The 18,862-nt window shown below is 38.8% G+C and carries 19 protein-coding genes, 1 pseudogene and 1 riboswitch; of the genes and pseudogenes, 17 read left to right on the forward strand and 3 right to left on the reverse strand.

Annotated elements, in window-relative coordinates:
• Positions 1-2: 2 nt before the first annotated feature.
• Positions 3-869, forward strand: a complete 867-nt coding sequence (locus IEU71_RS04245; protein WP_004910034.1) for a YitT family protein — start codon at positions 3-5, stop codon at positions 867-869.
• A gap of 45 nt (positions 870-914) precedes the next feature.
• Here the strand turns inward: IEU71_RS04245 and IEU71_RS04250 are convergent, their stop codons facing one another.
• Positions 915-2,333: an amino acid permease gene (locus IEU71_RS04250; protein ID WP_004910039.1), complete on the reverse strand. Its 1,419-nt coding sequence runs from the start codon at positions 2,331-2,333 to the stop codon at positions 915-917.
• A gap of 98 nt (positions 2,334-2,431) precedes the next feature.
• Positions 2,432-3,979, reverse strand: coding sequence for a PucR family transcriptional regulator (locus IEU71_RS04255; protein WP_004910040.1), 1,548 nt, complete (start codon positions 3,977-3,979; stop codon positions 2,432-2,434).
• 134 nt (positions 3,980-4,113) lie between these two features.
• Here IEU71_RS04255 and IEU71_RS04260 point away from each other — a divergent pair, with 134 nt between their 5' ends.
• The 16 genes and pseudogenes from IEU71_RS04260 (at position 4,114) to hbs (ending at position 17,317) form a co-directional block, all read left to right on the forward strand.
• Positions 4,114-5,388, forward strand: a complete 1,275-nt coding sequence (locus IEU71_RS04260) for an MFS transporter (protein ID WP_036066181.1) — start codon at positions 4,114-4,116, stop codon at positions 5,386-5,388.
• A gap of 42 nt (positions 5,389-5,430) precedes the next feature.
• Positions 5,431-6,947 (forward strand): annotated as a pseudogene (locus IEU71_RS04265) (carboxypeptidase M32).
• Positions 6,948-7,025: 78 nt separating this feature from the next.
• A complete protein-coding gene (gene rpsU / locus IEU71_RS04270; protein WP_004899901.1) occupies positions 7,026-7,211 on the forward strand; it encodes a 30S ribosomal protein S21 in 186 nt (61 codons plus the stop codon).
• A 105-nt stretch (positions 7,212-7,316) separates the two neighbouring features.
• Complete coding sequence (locus tag IEU71_RS04275) at positions 7,317-7,766, forward strand: GatB/YqeY domain-containing protein (RefSeq protein WP_004910052.1); 450 nt, start codon at positions 7,317-7,319, stop codon at positions 7,764-7,766.
• Between the two features lie 58 nt (positions 7,767-7,824).
• Positions 7,825-8,688, forward strand: coding sequence for a CvfB family protein (locus IEU71_RS04280; RefSeq protein WP_004910057.1), 864 nt, complete (start codon positions 7,825-7,827; stop codon positions 8,686-8,688).
• Positions 8,685-9,581, forward strand: a complete 897-nt coding sequence (gene xerD / locus IEU71_RS04285; protein ID WP_004910061.1) for a site-specific tyrosine recombinase XerD — start codon at positions 8,685-8,687, stop codon at positions 9,579-9,581. The genes IEU71_RS04280 and xerD overlap by 4 nt, the downstream gene beginning before the upstream one ends.
• A gap of 3 nt (positions 9,582-9,584) precedes the next feature.
• Complete coding sequence (locus IEU71_RS04290; protein WP_036066185.1) at positions 9,585-9,959, forward strand: hypothetical protein; 375 nt, start codon at positions 9,585-9,587, stop codon at positions 9,957-9,959.
• Positions 9,926-10,693: a segregation and condensation protein A gene (locus IEU71_RS04295; RefSeq protein ID WP_004910071.1), complete on the forward strand. Its 768-nt coding sequence runs from the start codon at positions 9,926-9,928 to the stop codon at positions 10,691-10,693. Before IEU71_RS04290 ends, IEU71_RS04295 begins: the two co-directional genes overlap by 34 nt.
• A gap of 2 nt (positions 10,694-10,695) precedes the next feature.
• The gene (gene scpB, locus IEU71_RS04300; protein ID WP_004910076.1) at positions 10,696-11,280 is read left to right on the forward strand and encodes an SMC-Scp complex subunit ScpB; all 585 of its coding nucleotides are present in this window, start codon (positions 10,696-10,698) and stop codon (positions 11,278-11,280) included.
• Positions 11,281-11,288: 8 nt separating this feature from the next.
• The gene (locus IEU71_RS04305) at positions 11,289-12,038 is read left to right on the forward strand and encodes a pseudouridine synthase (RefSeq protein ID WP_004910078.1); all 750 of its coding nucleotides are present in this window, start codon (positions 11,289-11,291) and stop codon (positions 12,036-12,038) included.
• Between the two features lie 28 nt (positions 12,039-12,066).
• A riboswitch (FMN riboswitch) is annotated at positions 12,067-12,207 on the forward strand.
• A gap of 90 nt (positions 12,208-12,297) precedes the next feature.
• Positions 12,298-12,885 carry an ECF transporter S component gene (locus tag IEU71_RS04310; RefSeq protein WP_004910080.1) on the forward strand — a complete coding sequence of 196 codons (588 nt, stop codon included), beginning with the start codon at positions 12,298-12,300 and terminating at the stop codon, positions 12,883-12,885.
• 75 nt (positions 12,886-12,960) lie between these two features.
• The gene (locus tag IEU71_RS04315; protein ID WP_004910083.1) at positions 12,961-13,503 is read left to right on the forward strand and encodes a hypothetical protein; all 543 of its coding nucleotides are present in this window, start codon (positions 12,961-12,963) and stop codon (positions 13,501-13,503) included.
• 12 nt (positions 13,504-13,515) lie between these two features.
• Positions 13,516-14,193: a (d)CMP kinase gene (gene cmk / locus IEU71_RS04320; protein WP_036066183.1), complete on the forward strand. Its 678-nt coding sequence runs from the start codon at positions 13,516-13,518 to the stop codon at positions 14,191-14,193.
• Positions 14,194-14,288: 95 nt separating this feature from the next.
• Positions 14,289-15,482 carry a 30S ribosomal protein S1 gene (gene rpsA, locus IEU71_RS04325; protein ID WP_004910088.1) on the forward strand — a complete coding sequence of 398 codons (1,194 nt, stop codon included), beginning with the start codon at positions 14,289-14,291 and terminating at the stop codon, positions 15,480-15,482.
• A 72-nt stretch (positions 15,483-15,554) separates the two neighbouring features.
• Entirely contained in the window at positions 15,555-16,865 is a 1,311-nt protein-coding gene (gene der, locus IEU71_RS04330; protein ID WP_004910091.1) for a ribosome biogenesis GTPase Der, read from the forward strand.
• A 176-nt stretch (positions 16,866-17,041) separates the two neighbouring features.
• The gene (gene hbs / locus IEU71_RS04335) at positions 17,042-17,317 is read left to right on the forward strand and encodes a non-specific DNA-binding protein Hbs (protein WP_004910092.1); all 276 of its coding nucleotides are present in this window, start codon (positions 17,042-17,044) and stop codon (positions 17,315-17,317) included.
• Positions 17,318-17,611: 294 nt separating this feature from the next.
• Here hbs and IEU71_RS04340 read toward each other — a convergent pair whose 3' ends face one another.
• On the reverse strand, positions 17,612-18,724 hold the full coding sequence (locus IEU71_RS04340) for a helix-turn-helix domain-containing protein (protein ID WP_036067561.1): 1,113 nt from the start codon (positions 18,722-18,724) through the stop codon (positions 17,612-17,614).
• Positions 18,725-18,862 lie beyond the last annotated feature (138 nt).

Below are 18,862 nucleotides of genomic sequence, written 5' to 3' on the forward strand. Positions count from 1 at the left end.
TGATGCAAAAAATATTTCATAATTTCATGAAAAATCAATACGCGAGTCGTGTTGGTGGTGCTATATTTTACGGTGTGATTGTTGCTTTTGCAATGAATTACTTCTGGCATCCTGGTCATATCTATTCATCAGGGTTTACTGGATTTGCCCAGTTAGTTTCCACTTTAAGTGGTGAAAAAATTCCGGTCGCGCTCGCATTGGCGTTGGTTAATTTACCAATGTTGGTGATTGCTTGGTGGCAGTTGTCTTGGCGTTTTGCTACTTTCACCACGTTGGCTGTACTTCTCAGTTCAGCTTTGATGCCACTGTTTGATACAACTCGCGTGTTAACGCCAGATCCTTTAATTAATGCCATGTTTGGTGGTGCTTTAAATGGTATGGCTGTTGGAACGGCATTACGATATGGCGTAGGAACCGGCGGATTAGATGTCATTGGCATGTTAGTTAAAAAACACTTTGGCTTCAAAATGGGACCCATTAATTTGGCGTTCAACGCCCTTATTATGATTGGTGCTGGATTAACTTATGGCTGGAAATATGCGCTGTATTCGATTGTTGGTGTCATTATTAGTTCACGTATGATTGACGCTTTTTATACCCGTCAACAACAGATGCAAGTCATGATTATTACGACGAAGCCGGACGAAATGGTTGACGGTATTCAGCGTAAAATGCGTCGCGGTGTCACTATTATTAACGATGCTCGCGGTGGTTATACTGGTCAAGAACGTTCAGTACTGCTGACAGTGATTACGCAACAGGAACGCTTTGAATTGCGTGAAGCAATGAAAGAAGTTGATGAACACGCGTTTTCATCAACATGGAAAATTGAGCATACTGTCGGTCGCTTTTACGAACCGGAACTATAAACATATTAAAAGGGATCCAATAATGTTGGATCCCTTTTAATATGTTTATGACGCTGTTGACGTTGAAGTCGAAACTTTTGATGAAAACTTACGATGTGAGAGATAACCAAAAATGATAGTAAAGACAATGGCACCAATAGCTGACATTCGTGAATCAGCTTGGAAGAACAAACTGATATAAATTGCCGCGAAGAATACAAGTGTCAAGGGACTGGTCCATTTGTAACCAGGCATGACGAACCCGTTTGGCATAAAGTCAGTTGATTCACGGAACTTACGATGAGCGTACATTGTCATCGCATAAACGATAATATACATGTTTGACGAAATTGATGTGATAAATCCAAAAGCACTAGTAATTTGTGGAATTGAATTAATAACAGGTGACAACAGTACTAACACGGCAGTCAGAATAATTGCTTTAGCGGGAACACCGTTTGATGATATTTCTCGGAAATTCCCCATGAGCTTGGAATCAGACTCTTCGGCCAGTTGATAAAAGTGTCGACCTGCTGAATAAATAGCAGAATTGAGTGCCGAAGCGGCTGATGTTAGAACAACAAAGTTGATAACTAACGCGGCGGCTTTGAAACCAGCTAATTGAAAGACCATAACGAATGGACTTTCATCAGGTGTTTTAGCAATCACATGCCAATTAATAATGGACATGATGATAATCATAGCACCAAGATAGAAAATTAAGATACGGAAAATAATCGTGTTAATCGCTTTTGGCAAAACCTCACGTGGGTTTTGTGTTTCAGCTGTTGTGATACCAACGAATTCCATGCCTTGGAAGGCGAAAAATACCATTGGAAAGGCAGCGAAGAACATACTTGCACCATTTGGAAATAGTGTGAAGTTAGAAAATACATTGCCAAATGAGGCAACCGTGTGGCCACCACTAGCAGGGGCCTTGAAGCCTGTTGCAATCAAGAATAATCCTGTTACAATCATGGCAACAATGGCGATGATCTTTATCATCGCAAACCAGTATTCGGTTTCTCCAAACAGTTTAACGGCGATGAGGTTAATCATTGTCAAAATGAAGAGAAAAGCAACTTGAATGATCCATGTTTGCCAGTTGGGGAACCAAAATTTAACATAAGTAGAAACCGCTGTTAATTCAGCCATTGCAACGAAAACAAGACCAATCCAATAAGACCAACCAGCAAAATAGCCTGCACCTGCGCCCACATACTTACTGATAAAGGAGACAAATGTATGTTGCGACGGGTCAGCATATAACATTTCGCCAATGCCTCGCATCATCATGAAGAAGAAAGCGCCCAATACTGCATAAACAATCAGAATTGAAGGACCTGTCTTCGCAATTGAATTACCTGCTCCTAAAAATAATCCGGTACCAATTGTGCCGCCAATGGCGATCATTTGAACGTGCTTCTTTTTGAGACCACGAATGGTACCGTCGTGGTTCACCGCTAGATTTGTGTATTCGATCATAAGTAATGCCTCCTTGATTGGAAACAATTTTATCATGTTTATCATCAAATACTAATTTTTCTTTGCACAAACTTATTTTTGTGATTTATGCAAAGTGACTAATTAATTAACAATAATGACAGCTGAATATCCACTAACACATCGGGCATTTCTAAATTAACATCTAACAGCTCCGCAATACGCTTCAAGCGATAATTGATTGTATTACGGTGTACAAACATTGCGCCAGCTACTGCTGTAACGTTTTGATGTAAAAAAATATATGTTTCTAGTGTCTTGAGTAGTTCAGGATTGTCCAAGATAGGGCCAAGTGTTTTTTCAACAAAGGCATGGCTTTCTTGTGGCGGTAGTAGATGAAGCAGTTCATGCGCACTTTTTGGCCTAAAGCGCATAATGGGGTGGGTTTTAGTTGTTAATTTCAAAGCGTTATTTGCTTGCTCGTAGAGCTCCGCTAATTGTTTCATTTCACCAGTAACGCGTGAAAAGCCAATGGTAAAATAATATTCTAGTTTATCTTGTTCAGTTAAAAAATCATATAATTCTTGCAAAAAAGAACGCGTGTCAATGGTCATATTAATCAGTAAAACAAGCTGTTGTTTGTGAGAAAAGATTAATACGGACCAATTTGATTCCCGAATGAACCACCGAGTGAGTGCTTGAAGAATTTCAAATTGCCGTGTTTCAATGACTGTTTTCTTTGTGGTAAAGTCTAATACTGCAACACGATAGCGTGCCGTAACGTCAATATTGGCATCGTTCAAGTAGTGACTGATTGCTTCTTGGCTTAGGCCTGATTCCATGACATTCAGAAAAAAACCAGAGCGATTACGGAATTCTGTTTCATTAATGAGATCGGTGCGAGAGTTTGCAAATCCCAATGCGTTAATGACTTGTTCACGTTTCAACAATTGAAAGTCAGACAATCGATCTTCTGAAGTAGCAATTGCCACGAAAGCTTTATTTTCCTTTAAGGCAGAAAAAATGGGCAAAATATCAAAATCTTGACCTTTAAAAGTGACACGAACTTTCTCTTGAAGATTCAGATAAGCAATCCCGGAAGATTCACGTAAAAATTTAGTGAAAAAATCACGTTCCTTGAGTAAAGATGTACTGGCATATATTGCTGTAAAGTGAGAATCTAATAATAAGAGTGGCGCTTCTAAAATTTGGGCACTTAAATCAAGCAAGTGTTGATAAGTATTATTATGGTTGATTGCCGATAATTCTTGATTGATTTTCACAATTTCGTGTAATTCACCCGTATGTTTACTCAAGATAACGTCATTTAAATTACGAATTGTAATAGAAATTACTTCATCAGCAGGGGTCCATATAATAGGAATTCGATGTTTATTGGCTAAAACAATCACATCACGCGGTAATTCTGTGAAGTAACGATTGTATTTAATGCCTAATCCAGCAGCGTTGTGTTTATCTAGTTCAATAATTAAACTACGTAATAGTGGTAAATTATCATGGAAGAGGTAACCAGTTGTTAAAATTAACTGTCCGGGTAATAAATATTTTTCAAAATCCGGCGCGTCAACAACACCAACCTGACTAACCTCTCGAGATAATCCTTCTTCACCAGCTGCGACAGTATATTGACCCATCAAAGGTTCATTTAATAACGATTTAAACTTCATAGTTTGCCTCCAGAAAATTACCATTATTATGGCACAACTTAACATATTGTACAAACAAAATGATTTTGTTTGTGCAAACCGACGGTGAATAGTCATTCGGATTTCGTTACAGTAAGGAAAAAGGGGTGAATCGTATGCAAGTACAACGTTCAGAACGAGAGATTATTAGCAACATTTTAAAAGGATCGCTTGGTAATTTGATAGAGTGGTTTGATTGGTATGTTTATGCTTCATTCGCTGTTTATTTTGCGCCATCATTTTTTCCAAGTCATGACAAAACAGCTGAATTGTTAAGCACAGCTGGGGTCTTTGCGATTGGTTTTTTGATGCGCCCATTAGGTAGCCTCATTTTGGGAAAATATGCTGATCAGCACGGTCGCCGAGCGGCTTTGACATTATCAGTTCTCATTATGGCGAGTGGCTCACTGGTGATTGCTATCACACCAAGTTATGCTCATATTGGTATTATTGCGCCAATTATTCTAGTCTTGGCACGTTTGTTTCAGGGACTATCGTTAGGTGGTGAATACGGAACCTCAGCAACGTATTTATCAGAAATGGCCAGTCGAAATCATCGTGGTTTTTACGCTTCATTCCAATATGTGACGCTAATTAGTGGTCAGTTAATTGCATTAGGTGTCCAAATTATCTTGCAAATGACATTGTCAACTGAACAGTTGATCCAGTGGGGATGGCGAATTCCATTTATTATCGGTGCCCTTGGGGCAATAATTGTGTTGTTCTTGCGATTGAGCATGGCAGAATCTGACCAATTTGCTTCACAGAAAGCAAAGTCAAAAGGTAGTCTGAAAGAATTAATGCGTTATCCCAAGGCTGTCCTGACAGTGGTTGGATTGACTTTAGGCGGTACAATTGCATTTTATACGTATACAACATACTTGCAAAAATTTATGATCAATTCTGTGGGATTACCAACCCAGTCAGTCACACGAATTAATTTTCTAGCGTTACTTATTTTTATGATTTTACAACCAATCGCGGGTGCAATTTCTGATAAAATTGGACGACGGCCATTACTATTTTGGTTTGGTGGACTAGGAACAATTTTTACAATACCAATTTTTGTGGCCTTGCAACATGCTACAACGAGTTGGGAGGCGTTTTGGGTCATGTTAGCAGGCTTGGTGATTGTGACAGGCTATACCTCAATTAACGCCATCGTCAAAGCAGAAATGTTTCCAACAGAAATCCGCGCTTTAGGTGTTGGTTTACCTTACGGACTGACGGTCGCTATTTTTGGTGGTACAGTTGAATATTTGGCGCTCTATCTCAGAAAAATTAATCATGAAAATCTATTTTTTATTTATGTTACAGTAGTGATTTTTATTAGTTTATTAGTTTATTGGCGTATGACTGATACAAAAACGACTTCTAAATTAGATAAATAAGTGATAAAATTAATAATATTTAATTGGAGAATGAGGTAAATCATGACGACGCAACAAGACTTGTTTGATTCCGTTAAAGAACAGACATTATTATCTGAAATTGCAGCGCTTTCTGGCTGGGATGCTTTGACTGGTATGCTTTGACTGGTATGCCCAAAGATGCTGGACATTTTCGCGTTGATGTTGATGCTTACTTAGCGCAGAAGATATTTACAGTCAGTACAGGAGAACAACGACAAAGCATATTAAAAGCGCTCTCATCTGACACGAGTCAATTGGATGAACTTGGCCAATTGGTATTAAAAAAAGCACAAAAAGACTATGATATGACGGGCAAAATCCCAGAACAAGATTTCATAGCCTTTGAAAAAACGTTGTCGCAGGCACAAGACTATTGGGCGCAAGCTCGCGAAGCTAACGACTACAAAATTTTTCAACCTTATTTAGGAAAAATTATTGGCTACTTAAAGCAATTTATTCCGCTATGGCAAACAAATGAGGCAACACCTTATGATGTCTTGCTCAATCAATACGAACCGGGATTGACAGTGGCTAAATTAGACGCAGTTTTTGCCCAAGTCAAAACCGGCGTGACTGAGTTACGCCGACGTTTGGCCAAAGAAGGTACGACGCCAGAAGACTCTTTTTTGAAGAGACGGGTGACGAAAGAACAGCAACGACAATATGCAATGTCAGCTGTGCAACGGTTAGGTTATAATTTGAACAAAGGTCGACTTGATGACACGATTCATCCTTTTATGGAAGCTTTGAATCGTGATGATGCTCGCATTACGACACGTTGGGATGATCATAACTTTCAAATGGCTCTTTTAGGTATTTTCCACGAAGCTGGTCATGGACTGTTTGAGCAAAATGTTGATCCAAAATATGATGACTTTCGTTCTGTTTTGCCAATTAGCATGAGTATTCATGAGTCTCAATCTTTGTTTAATGAGGTCATGATTGGACGTTCAAAAGCCTTTTTGGAAAAAGAATATCCTCAGATGCAACAAGCTTTTGAGGGTGTTCTTGATGACGTTGATTTTGAAACTTTTTATGCAGGTTGGCTCAAAACGCAAGCTTCATTCACACGGACAGAAGCCGATCCTCTTACGTATCCATTACACATTATTATTCGTTATGAAATTGAAAAGGCAATTTTCAATGACAATATTGATGTAGCCGATTTGCCAGCCCTCTGGAATGCGAAATATAAAGAATACTTGGATTTAGATACACCGGATGATTTAACAGGTATTTTGCAAGACATTCACTGGGCAGGTGGCTCATTTGGCTACTTCCCAAGCTATGCATTAGGTCATTTGTATGCTGCACAGTTCCAAGCAACTATGGCAAAATCATTGGATTTTGAAGCAATTTTTCAGTCAGGTGATTATTCACCAATTTTTGAATGGCGAAAAGAACATATTTGGCAATATGGTGGTGCAGTTGATCCACAAGTTATCTTAAAACAAGCAACGGGTGAGTCACTTAATCCACAATACTGGCTTGATTTACAAACAAAGCAGTATTTAAAGGCTTACGGTATTGACGATTAGTTAAAAGTCTGTCATAATAAATAAGTATTTAGTGCATGTCGTTTAACGAAATAAAATGCGAGAAAGGAGGGTTATCAAATGGCAAAGGTCATCGTACGTAAGAACGAATCTTTGGATGATGCATTGCGTCGCTTTAAGCGCGGTGTTTCAAAAGACGGTACTCTCCAAGAATACCGTAAGCGCGAATTCTACGTTAAGCCTTCAGTTGCACGTAAATTGAAGTCTGAAGCGGCACAAAAGCGTAACAAAAAGAAGGGTCGTTAATTCGACGCTAAACGTCACATCAGTGGCGTTTTTTTTATGGTAGAATGATATCAGGAAGGTCGGATTGTCACCGACAATAATTTTAGTCACGAAAGAAGAGAAATAATGTCATTGTTAGAAACTTTGAATGCTGATATGAAACAAGCGATGAAGGATAAAAACAAAGAAGCTTTGTCTGTTATTCGCATGGTGAAATCAACCGTCATGAATGAACAAATCAATTTGGGACATGATTTGACTGAAGAAGAAGAATTAACTGTTCTGTCACGTGAAGTCAAGCAACGCCATGAATCGCTTTCAGAATTTGAAAAGGGTGGACGCGACGATTTGGCAGCAGGTATCAAATCTGAATTAGCGATTCTAGCGAAGTATTTGCCAGCACAATTGAGTGAAGATGAAGTGATTGCTATTATTAAGGCTGCAATCTCAAAAACCGGTGCGACAACGCCAAAGGATATGGGTAAAGTTATGGGTGTTGTGACACCACAAGTCAAAGGTAAGGCTGATGGGAAGTTTGTTGCTAATCAAGTAAAATCTCTATTAGCAGGCCAGTAATTTATCCGCTAAAGCCCAGTATTAGTGCGTGAAGTAGCGCGCATCAAAGGAAAATGATATGAATCCAACAGTTGGTACCACAATTAAAGCACAAGTCACTGATGAAAACAGTCAGTTCTTTTTTGCGCAAGTCGATGGTTTTACTTATGAAATTGATAAGTCAGAACTTCAAAAGCCTCTCAAATTAGGTGGTTTTGTCACTGGTTTTGCCTATGAAAATGAAGATCATAAGTTACAAATTACCAAAAATGTGCCTACAGCACAAAAAGATGTATACGGTTGGGGGACTGTTGTAGCTAACCGTCATGATTTGGGTGTCTTTGTCGCAATTGGCTTACCAAATAAAGACATTGTTGTTTCGTTAGATGATTTGCCCACTATCACATCACTTTGGCCACAAAAGGGCGATCGGCTCATGATTGCAATTAAAGAAGACAGCAAGGGACGTTTGTGGGGTGAAATTGCACAGCAAAATATCATTAACGCTGTTTCGCGTCGTGCACCTCAAGAAATGAAATCTAAACAGATTAAGGCAACCGTATACCGAAATAAAATGGCTGGCACGCTTGTTTTAACTGAGGATTACTATTTGGGATTCATTCATCCTTCTCAACGTGATGATGAACCACGTTTAGGCGAAGTAGTTAATGCTCGTGTAATTGGCGTGCGTGATGACGGGACGCTTAACCTGTCGCTGAAACCTTTAGCATATAAAACCATGAATGAAGATGCCACTTTCTTGTTGTTACAGTTGCAAAGACGTTCCGATCACTTCCTACCATTCAATGATAAAAGCAATCCTGAAGCGATTAAACGTCAATTTGGTTTTAGTAAAAGCCAATTTAAACGTGCGCTTGGTCACTTATATAAAGAACGTTTGATAGAGCAAGTCGATGGCGGCATCAAATTAGTTGAACAATGACACAAGAAGTTGACAACGCAATTGTAGATTATTTGCATTATATTCGTATTGAGCGCGGTTTATCCGACAATACCATCAAAAGCTACCATCAAGATTTGGTTCGTTTTGGTAAATATCTTAATGTTGAAAAATTAACATTGCGCCAAGTCGATCATATTGTGATTTTAGCGTGGTTAAATCAGCTGCGCCAAGAAGGAAAATCTAATAGTTCTGTTATTCATATGGTGACATCGCTACGTAAGTTTTTTGGCTATTTGACCCAAGAGAAAATAGTGGCTCATAACCCGATGAGTGACGTACGCCCACCAAAAAAAGCAGAACATTTGCCAGCTGTGTTAACGGTTGAGGAAATCGACAAGTTGCTTCAAGTAGCAGTTGAAGATACCCCTCTTGGCGTTAGAAATCGCACATTATTAGAAGTTATGTATGCCACTGGTCTTCGTGTCAGTGAACTGGTCAACCTTAAAATGAGTGATTTACATTTGGAGTTGGGTTTAATTCAAACAATTGGAAAAGGTGACAAAGAGCGTATTATTCCGATTGGTGAAGTTGCTATTGATTGGCTACAACGTTATTTTAAGACAAGCCGAATTGCCTTATTAAAAGAGCACGAGTCACCCTATGTGTTCTTAAACGATCGTGGTCATCAAATTACTCGGCAAGGTATTTGGAAGATTATCAAAAAATTGGTCTTGAACGCCGGTATCACGAAAGATGTTTCACCGCATACATTGCGTCATTCCTTTGCGACTCACATTTTAGAAAATGGTGCAGACCTTAGAATTGTCCAAGAATTATTGGGTCATGCTGATATTTCTACAACGCAAATTTATACCCATATTTCTAAAAAGAGATTAAGTGAAGTTTATGATGAGTATCACCCGAGGGCCTGAATGATGATTATATTAGCCAGACAACAAAATGAAAAAACAGTAATGGGCATTTTATCCCTCTTGCCCGGCTTGCGTGAAATTCCGCATTTAAAAGCTGAAATAGCATGGTATCACAATAGTGACACGCGAGAACTTTATATTTGGCAATCAGAATCACAAGGTCAGGTTCAAGGGGTCCTAGGTGTTGAAATTTATGATGATGAGATTACCATTATTCGGCATGTTGCTTTATCGCCTGAATCACGCAGTGTAAAGAATTATTTTGCAATGCTTTCAGACTATCAGTCCCAACATCCTGACGTTTTTTTGATGGGAACTTTAGATAACCAAAAATTGATTAACAAATGGAGAAAGTCGGTATCGAAAACAACGGCTTAACAATTACATTAACTGATTTTGAAGGACCTATTGATTTATTACTTCATCTTATCAAAAAGTCAGAAATGGATATTTTCGACTTGCCAATTGCCGAAATTACAACACAATATTTAGATTTCATACGTACACAGCAAGCGATGCAGCTAGATGTTGCCAGCGAATATTTGGTTATGGCAGCAACGTTACTGCAAATCAAATCCTATGATTTATTGCCAAATGATCCCGTAGAGACTGATTTTGAAGATGATGAGTATACTGATCCACGTGAAGAATTGATGTTGCAATTATTAACTTATAAACAATTTCAAGTGGTGAGTGAAACGCTTCGAGAACGTGAACAATCGGATCAACAATCTTTTCCACGACTGCCAATGATGGCACCAGAAGATGTTGACCAAGAAATTGGCTTGGCACCGGGATTAGGACTAGTGGACTTGCAAATGGCATTTACGCATCTGCTGGCAAAAAAGCGGCAACAACAGCCAATCAGTCGACGCGTGGTCACTGAAAAGTATACAATTACTGATGCCGTTTTCAATATCCATCGTCATCTATTGGGTCAAAAGGTTGGTGATATGATTGCCTTTACAACATTTTTTGATGATGTTTATGAACGTGAACCGTTAGTCATGACGTTTTTAGCCTTGTTAGAAATGGCAAAAGCAGAGAAAATATCGTTACATCAGATGGATTATGAACACGAAATTTTTGTAGAAATTGAGGATTTGGATTAAAAATGAATAATTTAAGTCAAATCGAAGCGTTACTCTTTGTGGCTGGAGACGAAGGTATTTCTTTGCCGGATTTAGTCACGATGACCGGATTTGAGCAGACTGCGGTGATGGGGATTATAGATGACTTGGCAGCGAAATATGACAATGACTTAAGCTGTGCATTAGAAATTCGAGAAACCGATGGGAATTATCGTTTAGTGACTAAGCCGATGTTGGGAACAGTTGTCAAACAGTATTTTGAATCGCCAACTAATGCCACTTTGTCACACGCACAATTAGAAACGCTTGTTATTGTTGCCTACCGCCAGCCGATTACGAGAATTGAAATTGACCAAATCCGTGGGGTTCGATCCTCTGGCACATTACAAAAATTAGCTATGCGACATTTAATTACAGAAGTTGGACGAAAAGAAGAACCCGGTCGACCAATTTTATATGGCACAACGGTCGACTTTTTGGACTACTTTGGTTTAAAAACAATTCAAGATCTGCCACCACTACCGGATTTGGACTCTTTGGACATTAATGATGATGCTGAGGGAGAATTATTTGCTAACCCATTTGCGGTTGAACCAGAAAGAAAGTGAATTTTGATATGCTTGAAGAACCACAACGTTTACAAAAAGTGATTGCCCAAGCGGGCTTAGCGTCGCGTCGCGGTGCTGAAGAGATGATTAGTCAGGGGCGGGTGCAAGTTAACGGGCAAACCGTCAACACATTAGGTGTTAAGGTCACACATGGTGATCACATTCAAGTTGATGGTGCGCCTATCGAAGGTAGAGAGAAGCTCGTGTACTACTTGCTTAATAAACCCCGAGGTGTCGTGACCACAAATGACGATGAAAAGGGTCGCAAAACAGTGCTTGATATTTTGGCAGATGTTGATCAACGCGTATATCCAGTTGGTCGTTTGGATTATGACACGACCGGGGCTTTGCTGCTGACAAACGATGGTCAAGTTGCCAATCAATTGATGCACCCAAAGTCTCAAGTTAATAAAACTTATATGGCCAAAGTCAAAGGTATTGCTACGGAAGCACAGCTGGCACCTTTGAGGAAAGGTGTTGTGATTAAGGGCCGTAAAACAGCACCAGCCCGCGTTGCAATCACACGAGTTGATCATGATAAAAAGACGAGCATGGTGCGATTGACAATTCATGAAGGTCGTAATCATCAAGTTAAAAATATGCTAGCAAAAGTTGGTTTACCTGTTGAAAAATTGAAACGTGAGCAGTATGCTTTCTTTGATTTGATTGGGTTACAACCTGGTGAATATCGTAAATTAACAAATGCTGAAGTGAAACAACTGCAAGCACAAGATTATCGGATGTTGCGACGCAAGTAATTTCGTGGTATCATTTACTCAAATTGAATATGAACTTCAGGGTCAGGTGTAAATCCTAACCGGCGGTGAGACATAGTATTTTAAAAATGGTAAGCCCGCGACCTGCGCAAGCAGTTGATTTGGTCAAAATCCAAAGCCGACCGTACAGTCGGGTATAAAGAAGTCTAAAAAGAAAGTGAAAACTGCCTTTTTGTTGTACCCTGACAAATTGCGCAGTTTTTTGATTTGGTCAATGAGCACCAAGTTAAGAGGAAAAAATATGTTACTAACAACAACACCAGTTCAACGTGTACAACGTTTAACTTTGATTGCAATTTTAAGCGCTATTTCTTTTGGGTTAATGCTTTTCCCACAATTGCCCTTAATACCAGGTGCTGATTTTTTGAAACTAGACTTTTCAATCGTTCCAATTATAATCGCACTAAGTTGGTTAGGCATGACCGCAGCAATTTGGGTTGTATTTTTAAGAACAATCTTAAAACTCATTTTAGCAAATGAGGGTGTCAACACTTATCTGGGTTTGCCTGTTAATGTGGCTGTCGTGTTAACTTTTATTCTGGCCTTAGGGTTAATGATGTCACAGAAAATGCAATGGCATCAAAAATTAATTGCTATGGTAATCAGCGTGATTGCAATTACTGTTGTAGCCATGATCATTAATTGGTTAGTTGCAATACCGTTGTATGCAACTTTTGCGAATTTTGACATTAACCGTCTGATTGGTATCAAAACTTATTTATTTGGTATGGTAATGCCATTTAACCTGATTCAAGGCATTATTTGGTTTGTGACAGGTGAAATTGTAAAAGCCAGTTTGACGCCTTTATGGCACAAAATTGTTTCTTAATAAAACGTTATCAAAAAACAATGTGGGGATGTGGTAAAATCTTATTTGAATGAATAAATATGGAGGTCGTTTAATATGAACGATTATGACCCAAATAACATGAGCCGATCCAATCGGCCCAAAAATAAAAAGATTGAACCTAAGTTTGCGAGAACATCTGATTCAAAGTCTGAAAATAAAGGGCTGCGAGTTGCCTTAATTGTATTGGGTTTGGTCATTCTATCAGCTTTCCCAGTTTACGGCTTCTTCAGCAACCACAAAGGTTCTACGCCGCAAACCGTTTCGTCATCAAGTCAACACAAATCCTCAACCCAAAAATCATCTAGCAGTACTTCTACTTCTTCTGAAACAACTTCTTCTGACAGTAGTGTTTCCAGCTCTTCACAATCAGAAGCAAGCAGCAGTTCCGAAAGTACAACCGATGATGAAACTGCCGCTTCATCATCAAGTTCAGCATCATCAAGTGCTACCACTACAGCCGTTTTGGGCACCAGCCAAACATTGTATAATTTTGCAGTCACACACGGTCTAACAACTGATCAAGTTATTGCTTTGAATCCTGGTTTGACGGTTGACAACTACACGCAATATGCTGGCACTGCGTTGAATATTCAATAATTAAGGATGACGATGATGACAAATATTCAAATTGCAATTGACGGACCAGCATCAGCAGGAAAGTCGACAATTGCTAAAATTCTAGCAAGTAACTTAAAATACGTGTATGTTGATACAGGGGCAATGTATCGCACTATTACATTGGCTGCCAAGCAAGCCGGAATTTCTTATGATGATGAGCAAAGTATCACCGAACTGCTCGACACTACCGATATTCGTTTCGAGCCGGGTACGCCTGTGCAACATGTGTTCCTAAATAATCAAGAAGTCACATCATTGATTCGCTCAACAGAAGTAACGAACAATGTGTCACTCGTTTCTTCATACGCCGCTGTTAGAGAAAATTTGGTTGAGCGTCAACGAGCTATTGCCAGCCATGATAACGTTATTATGGATGGTCGTGACATTGGTACAACTGTATTACCAAAAGCGCAAGTCAAAATCTTTTTAGTAGCTAGTGTCGAAGAACGTGCCCAACGCCGCTATCGAGAAAATGTTTTCAAGGGAATTGCGACCGATTTAGATACACTGAGAAAAGAAATAGAAACGCGCGATTATAAAGATTCTCATCGCCAAATAAGTCCTTTGGTTCAAGCAAAGGATGCAATCCTAGTCGACACAACTGGACAAACGATTGAACAAGTGGTTGATGAAATTACAGAAATCATCAAAAATTCATTGAACTTATAATTTACACGGTTTAAACCGTGTTTTTTACTATACAAGAGTTGAAATATTTGGTACACTATATTCATAGTGTAAATTGTAGGAGGACGTTTGACGTCATGAGTGAAACAAACAACGAGCTTTTAGCAGCTCTTGAAAGTGCAGATCAAATTAAGGTAGGAGATGTCGTTACTGGTGAGGTATTAGCCATTGATAACGATAACCAAGCAGTTATTGGTTTGCATACCGGTGAAGAAGGAGTTGTGCCAGCACGTGAGTACTCAGACGATCGTAACATCAACCTGGCAGACGAATTAAAAGTTGGGGACAGCGTTGAAGCTGTTGTCATCTCTAATGTTACAAGCGACAAAGAAGGTGTTGCGTACTTGCTATCAAAGAAGCGTTTAGAAGCACGTAAGGCATGGGAAAACTTGTCATTTGCTGAAGGGGACACTGTTGATGCAAAAGTTATCAATGCGGTCCGCGGTGGCTTAATTGTTGATGTCAATGGTGTTCGCGGCTTTGTCCCAGCATCAATGGTTGCTGATCGTTTCGTTTCAGATTTGAATCAATTCAAGAATAAAGATATTAAAGCGCAAGTTATTGAAATTGATGCTTCAAAAGCACGCTTGATTTTGTCACGTAAGGCTGTTGCTGCACAAGAACGTGCTGCACAATTAGCAGAAGCATTTGCTAAGTTAACAGTTGGAGAAGTTGTTGAAGGTAAAGTTGCTCGTTTGACTGACTTTGGTGCTTTCGTTGACTTGGGTGGCGTTGATGGGTTGGTCCACGTATCAGAAATTTCACATGATCGTGTTAAGAACCCAGCGGACGTTTTGACAAAGGGTGAAGTCGTTAACGTTAAAATCTTGGCATTGGATTCTGAAAAGGGTCGTATTTCATTGTCAATCAAAGCAACACAACCTGGTCCATGGGACAAGGTTGCCGAAGAAGCACCAGCCGGTACTGTACTTGAAGGTACAGTAAAGCGCGTTAAAGACTTTGGTGCCTTTGTTGAAATTTTCCCTGGCATTGAAGGTCTTGTCCATGTGTCACAAATTTCACACAAGCGCATTGAAAACCCATCAGACGTTTTGAAGTCAGGTGATAAGGTTAAAGTTCAAGTGCTTGATGTTAAGCCTGCAGAAGAACGCATTTCATTGTCAATGAAGGCTTTGGAAGAAAAGCCAGAACGCGAAGATCGCGGTAATGCAAACGATGGTTCAGCTTCACGTGCCGATATTGCTGCTTACAAGCAACAAGAGGACGATTCAGCTGCAACTTTGGGCGACATTTTTGATGGTAAGTTCTAAGAATTCTTATTGAAAAGAACTGGTTCGCCAGTTCTTTTTTTATGATAATGCAATATAAAAGGAGGTGCTAATATGTCTGCACCAATAGTAGCGATTGTTGGTCGTCCAAATGTCGGAAAATCAACTATTTTTAATCGTATGGCTGGAGAACGTATCGCTATCGTAGAAGATATGCCTGGCGTGACCCGTGATCGACTTTATGCATCAGCTGAATGGTTGAATTACGATTTTCGAATGATTGATACTGGTGGTATTGAAATTGGTGATGCACCGTTTCTAGCTGAAATCAGGGGCCAAGTTGAATTGGCTCTGGATGAAGCAGACGTTATTGTCATGGTTGTTTCTGGTAGAGAAGGTTTGACAGAGGCGGATGAAGTTGTCGCTAAAATGCTATATAAAACCGACAAACCTGTTGTTCTAGCGGTTAACAAGGTTGATAATCCAGAAATGCGTAATGATATCTATGATTTTTATGCACTCGGTTTAGGGGATCCATTCCCAGTTTCTGGTTCTCACGGTATTGGTCTTGGTGATTTATTAGATGAAGTAGTTAAACATTTTCCTGATGAAGCTGCTGAACAAGAAGATGAAGCCATCAGATTCAGTATTATTGGTCGTCCAAACGTCGGAAAATCTTCAATTGTAAATGCAATGCTGGGCGAAAAAAGAGTCATTGTGTCTGACATTGAAGGCACGACACGTGACGCTATCGATACCCGTTTTGTGACACCAGATGGTGATGAATTCGTGATGGTTGACACCGCTGGTATGAGAAAACGTGGTAAGATCTATGAAAATACTGAAAAATATTCAGTAATGCGAGCGATGAAAGCCATTGATGATAGTAACGTTATCTTAATGGTACTTGATGCTGAAGCTGGTATTCGAGAACAAGATAAGCATGTGGCTGGCTTTGCACATGATGCTGGCCGTGCGATGATTATTGTTGTAAACAAGTGGGATGCAATTGAAAAAGATGATCACACGATGTCTGATTTTGAAAATTTGATTCGGGATGAATTCAAATTTTTGGACTATGCACCGATTGTTTTTGTGTCAGCCAAAACGGGACAACGTTTAGACAGATTGCCTCAGTTGGTAAAGGATGTCGATGATAACCATCGAAAGCGAATTGGATCGTCAACCTTGAATGATGTCATTATGGACGCTATTGCAATTAATCCGACGCCTTCGGATAATGGTAGACGCTTGCGTGTTTACTATGCGACACAAGTAGCAGTTCAGCCACCAACATTTGTTATATTTGTTAATGATGTTGAGCTAATGCACTTTTCTTATGAGCGTTTCCTTGAAAATAAAATACGAGAGGCCTTTGACTTCACGGGAACACCGATTAAGCTAATCGTTCGTGCAAGAAAGTAATTTGATTTCATTAATATTGAAATTATGTAACGTAAGTATTACGAAATGCTGAAGACCCTTGATAACACTACACATAAGCGCTTTCTTGTGTTATTCTAAGTACATGAAATAATGTTTCGACAAATTTCACACGGCGCTTTGCGCCAATCATAAAATAACTCTCAGGAGAAAAGAACATGGCAAATAAGCAAGAATTAGTAGATTCAGTTGCAAAGGCAACTGGTTTGACAAAGAAAGATGCTGTCGCATCAGTTGATGCTGTCTTTGCATCAATTGAAGCAGCTTTGAAAAAGGGCGAAAAGGTTCAATTGATTGGCTTCGGTAACTTTGAAGTTCGTGATCGTGCAGCTCGTAAGGGCCGTAACCCACAAACTGGTGAAGAAATCGAAATCGCTGCTTCAAAGGTTCCTGCATTCAAGCCTGGTAAAGCCTTGAAGGACGCCGTTAAGTAATATATATCCCAATTAAAAAGAGTAAGCTTCTGGTAAGCTTACTCTTTTTTATATGAAAAATATTGTTAAGTCGTGTGTCCATGAAACTATTTTGGTAAAAAAATAGCTGCATTCACAGTGTTGTCTTTGATTCAATTTAGACCGAAGCTGCTATAACTTTAAAGTAACTAAGATAAATATCTAATATGATACCGTAACTTATTGTATGTAGCTGATTTATAAATTCAGTCGAATTATGATATATTCCAAACGCATTTAGTTTAATCTGAATGCGTTTTTTGTAGTCTAGTATCTTTAGTCGTCGAGCGGTCTAGTAATAAAATGTTTTCTGAAATGATTTGGTGTGACACCGGTCACTTTTTTAAATGTTTTGACAAAATAGGTAGCTGTTGAGATTGATAGCAATTCAGCAATTTCTAGTAGTGACAGATTGGAAGCAATCAAGAGTTCTTTGGCTGTTTCGACTTTAGTCTGTCGAATAAATTGTGTGATTGTGACACCGTATTCTTTTTTAAAAGCAGGATTTAGTGTTTTTTTCGAAGCATTTAATCCAGTAGCAATGTCGTCTAGAGTAATATTTTCTCTGATATGTTGTTTAATGTATTGCTTAATTCTTTGGTGTAATGGTAGAAAATTATTGAATCGATATTGTTTAATCACACTGAAATAGTGCCATGAAATTTCCTTAATGGTTTGAAAAAAGTTTAAAAATTGTGGTGATAATTCGACTTCCTGCACTAAACTATATTGCAATTGAAAAGCTAATTTAGCTGGGTAACCCCATTGGATAATTGCACGATTTAAAATTGATATGTAAGAAATAAGAGTATTCTTCTCTCCTCGAATAATATTGTTAGCTGTTAAATGTTCAGCAACTAGATTAAATTCTGCTAAGCTGTCCAATGCTGTGCTCAACTGATCTTTTTTTGAGTACACAATTGCTTTAATAATGTCAGTTTCTGTGTCAAAAAATAATTGTGAATCAAACGGTACAAAATGACGAGTCTTAACAGGTTTTTTGTTATCAATTTTTAAAATATAAATGTCTTCATCGGGTGCTTCCACAGTGTTGTACATTGTAAAAATGATTTGTGCAATCGTTTTTAAATTCTGTAATGAGTGTAAATGTATTAGTTCGTTGTCATCAGTGAAGTTTTTTTTGTATAAAAATGAGAAGCAGATTAATTGAGTTGGATTAATTTTACATACAACAACGTGTCCTAAATCATAATCAACTGACGTATACGAATGGGATAACACTAAATCTAGTTTGTTCAATAAAAAATCATGAATATCATTATTGGAATCACGATTATTTTTGTATAAAAAGTTTGTAGTATGCTGGACACTATCCAAAAAGATGACATCAGCATTTAATATTTTTGCTAGTTTTGCAATGTTATTCATCAACACTCCTAGTTTATTCATTTATAATGACCAGAAAATTGAAACTAAAAGATATGTATTCGGTAGATTGCAAGAATTAACCGAACACTGCAAACTGCTGAAAAACCTTTCGTGGTGATTGCCAGTTGAGTGTTTTCA

This window comes from Leuconostoc falkenbergense (assembly GCF_014634805.1).
GTDB classification, from domain to species: Bacteria; Bacillota; Bacilli; order Lactobacillales; family Lactobacillaceae; genus Leuconostoc; species Leuconostoc falkenbergense.

What these genes read in the sequence shown, in the direction of transcription:
- IEU71_RS04305 (WP_004910078.1), top strand. Translation starts at nt 11,289, where the DNA reads ATGCTTGAAGAACCACAACGTTTACAAAAAGTGATTGCCCAAGCGGGC.
- scpB (WP_004910076.1), top strand. Translation starts at nt 10,696, where the DNA reads ATGAATAATTTAAGTCAAATCGAAGCGTTACTCTTTGTGGCTGGAGAC.
- rpsU (WP_004899901.1), top strand. Translation starts at nt 7,026, where the DNA reads ATGGCAAAGGTCATCGTACGTAAGAACGAATCTTTGGATGATGCATTG.
- IEU71_RS04310 (WP_004910080.1), top strand. Translation starts at nt 12,298, where the DNA reads ATGTTACTAACAACAACACCAGTTCAACGTGTACAACGTTTAACTTTG.
- IEU71_RS04245 (WP_004910034.1), top strand. Translation starts at nt 3, where the DNA reads ATGCAAAAAATATTTCATAATTTCATGAAAAATCAATACGCGAGTCGT.
- IEU71_RS04255 (WP_004910040.1), bottom strand. Translation starts at nt 3,979, where the DNA reads ATGAAGTTTAAATCGTTATTAAATGAACCTTTGATGGGTCAATATACT.
- IEU71_RS04280 (WP_004910057.1), top strand. Translation starts at nt 7,825, where the DNA reads ATGAATCCAACAGTTGGTACCACAATTAAAGCACAAGTCACTGATGAA.
- IEU71_RS04275 (WP_004910052.1), top strand. Translation starts at nt 7,317, where the DNA reads ATGTCATTGTTAGAAACTTTGAATGCTGATATGAAACAAGCGATGAAG.
- IEU71_RS04260 (WP_036066181.1), top strand. Translation starts at nt 4,114, where the DNA reads ATGCAAGTACAACGTTCAGAACGAGAGATTATTAGCAACATTTTAAAA.
- xerD (WP_004910061.1), top strand. Translation starts at nt 8,685, where the DNA reads ATGACACAAGAAGTTGACAACGCAATTGTAGATTATTTGCATTATATT.
- IEU71_RS04315 (WP_004910083.1), top strand. Translation starts at nt 12,961, where the DNA reads ATGAACGATTATGACCCAAATAACATGAGCCGATCCAATCGGCCCAAA.
- IEU71_RS04295 (WP_004910071.1), top strand. Translation starts at nt 9,926, where the DNA reads ATGGAGAAAGTCGGTATCGAAAACAACGGCTTAACAATTACATTAACT.
- IEU71_RS04340 (WP_036067561.1), bottom strand. Translation starts at nt 18,724, where the DNA reads ATGAATAACATTGCAAAACTAGCAAAAATATTAAATGCTGATGTCATC.
- IEU71_RS04290 (WP_036066185.1), top strand. Translation starts at nt 9,585, where the DNA reads ATGATTATATTAGCCAGACAACAAAATGAAAAAACAGTAATGGGCATT.
- der (WP_004910091.1), top strand. Translation starts at nt 15,555, where the DNA reads ATGTCTGCACCAATAGTAGCGATTGTTGGTCGTCCAAATGTCGGAAAA.
- cmk (WP_036066183.1), top strand. Translation starts at nt 13,516, where the DNA reads ATGATGACAAATATTCAAATTGCAATTGACGGACCAGCATCAGCAGGA.
- rpsA (WP_004910088.1), top strand. Translation starts at nt 14,289, where the DNA reads ATGAGTGAAACAAACAACGAGCTTTTAGCAGCTCTTGAAAGTGCAGAT.
- hbs (WP_004910092.1), top strand. Translation starts at nt 17,042, where the DNA reads ATGGCAAATAAGCAAGAATTAGTAGATTCAGTTGCAAAGGCAACTGGT.
- IEU71_RS04250 (WP_004910039.1), bottom strand. Translation starts at nt 2,333, where the DNA reads ATGATCGAATACACAAATCTAGCGGTGAACCACGACGGTACCATTCGT.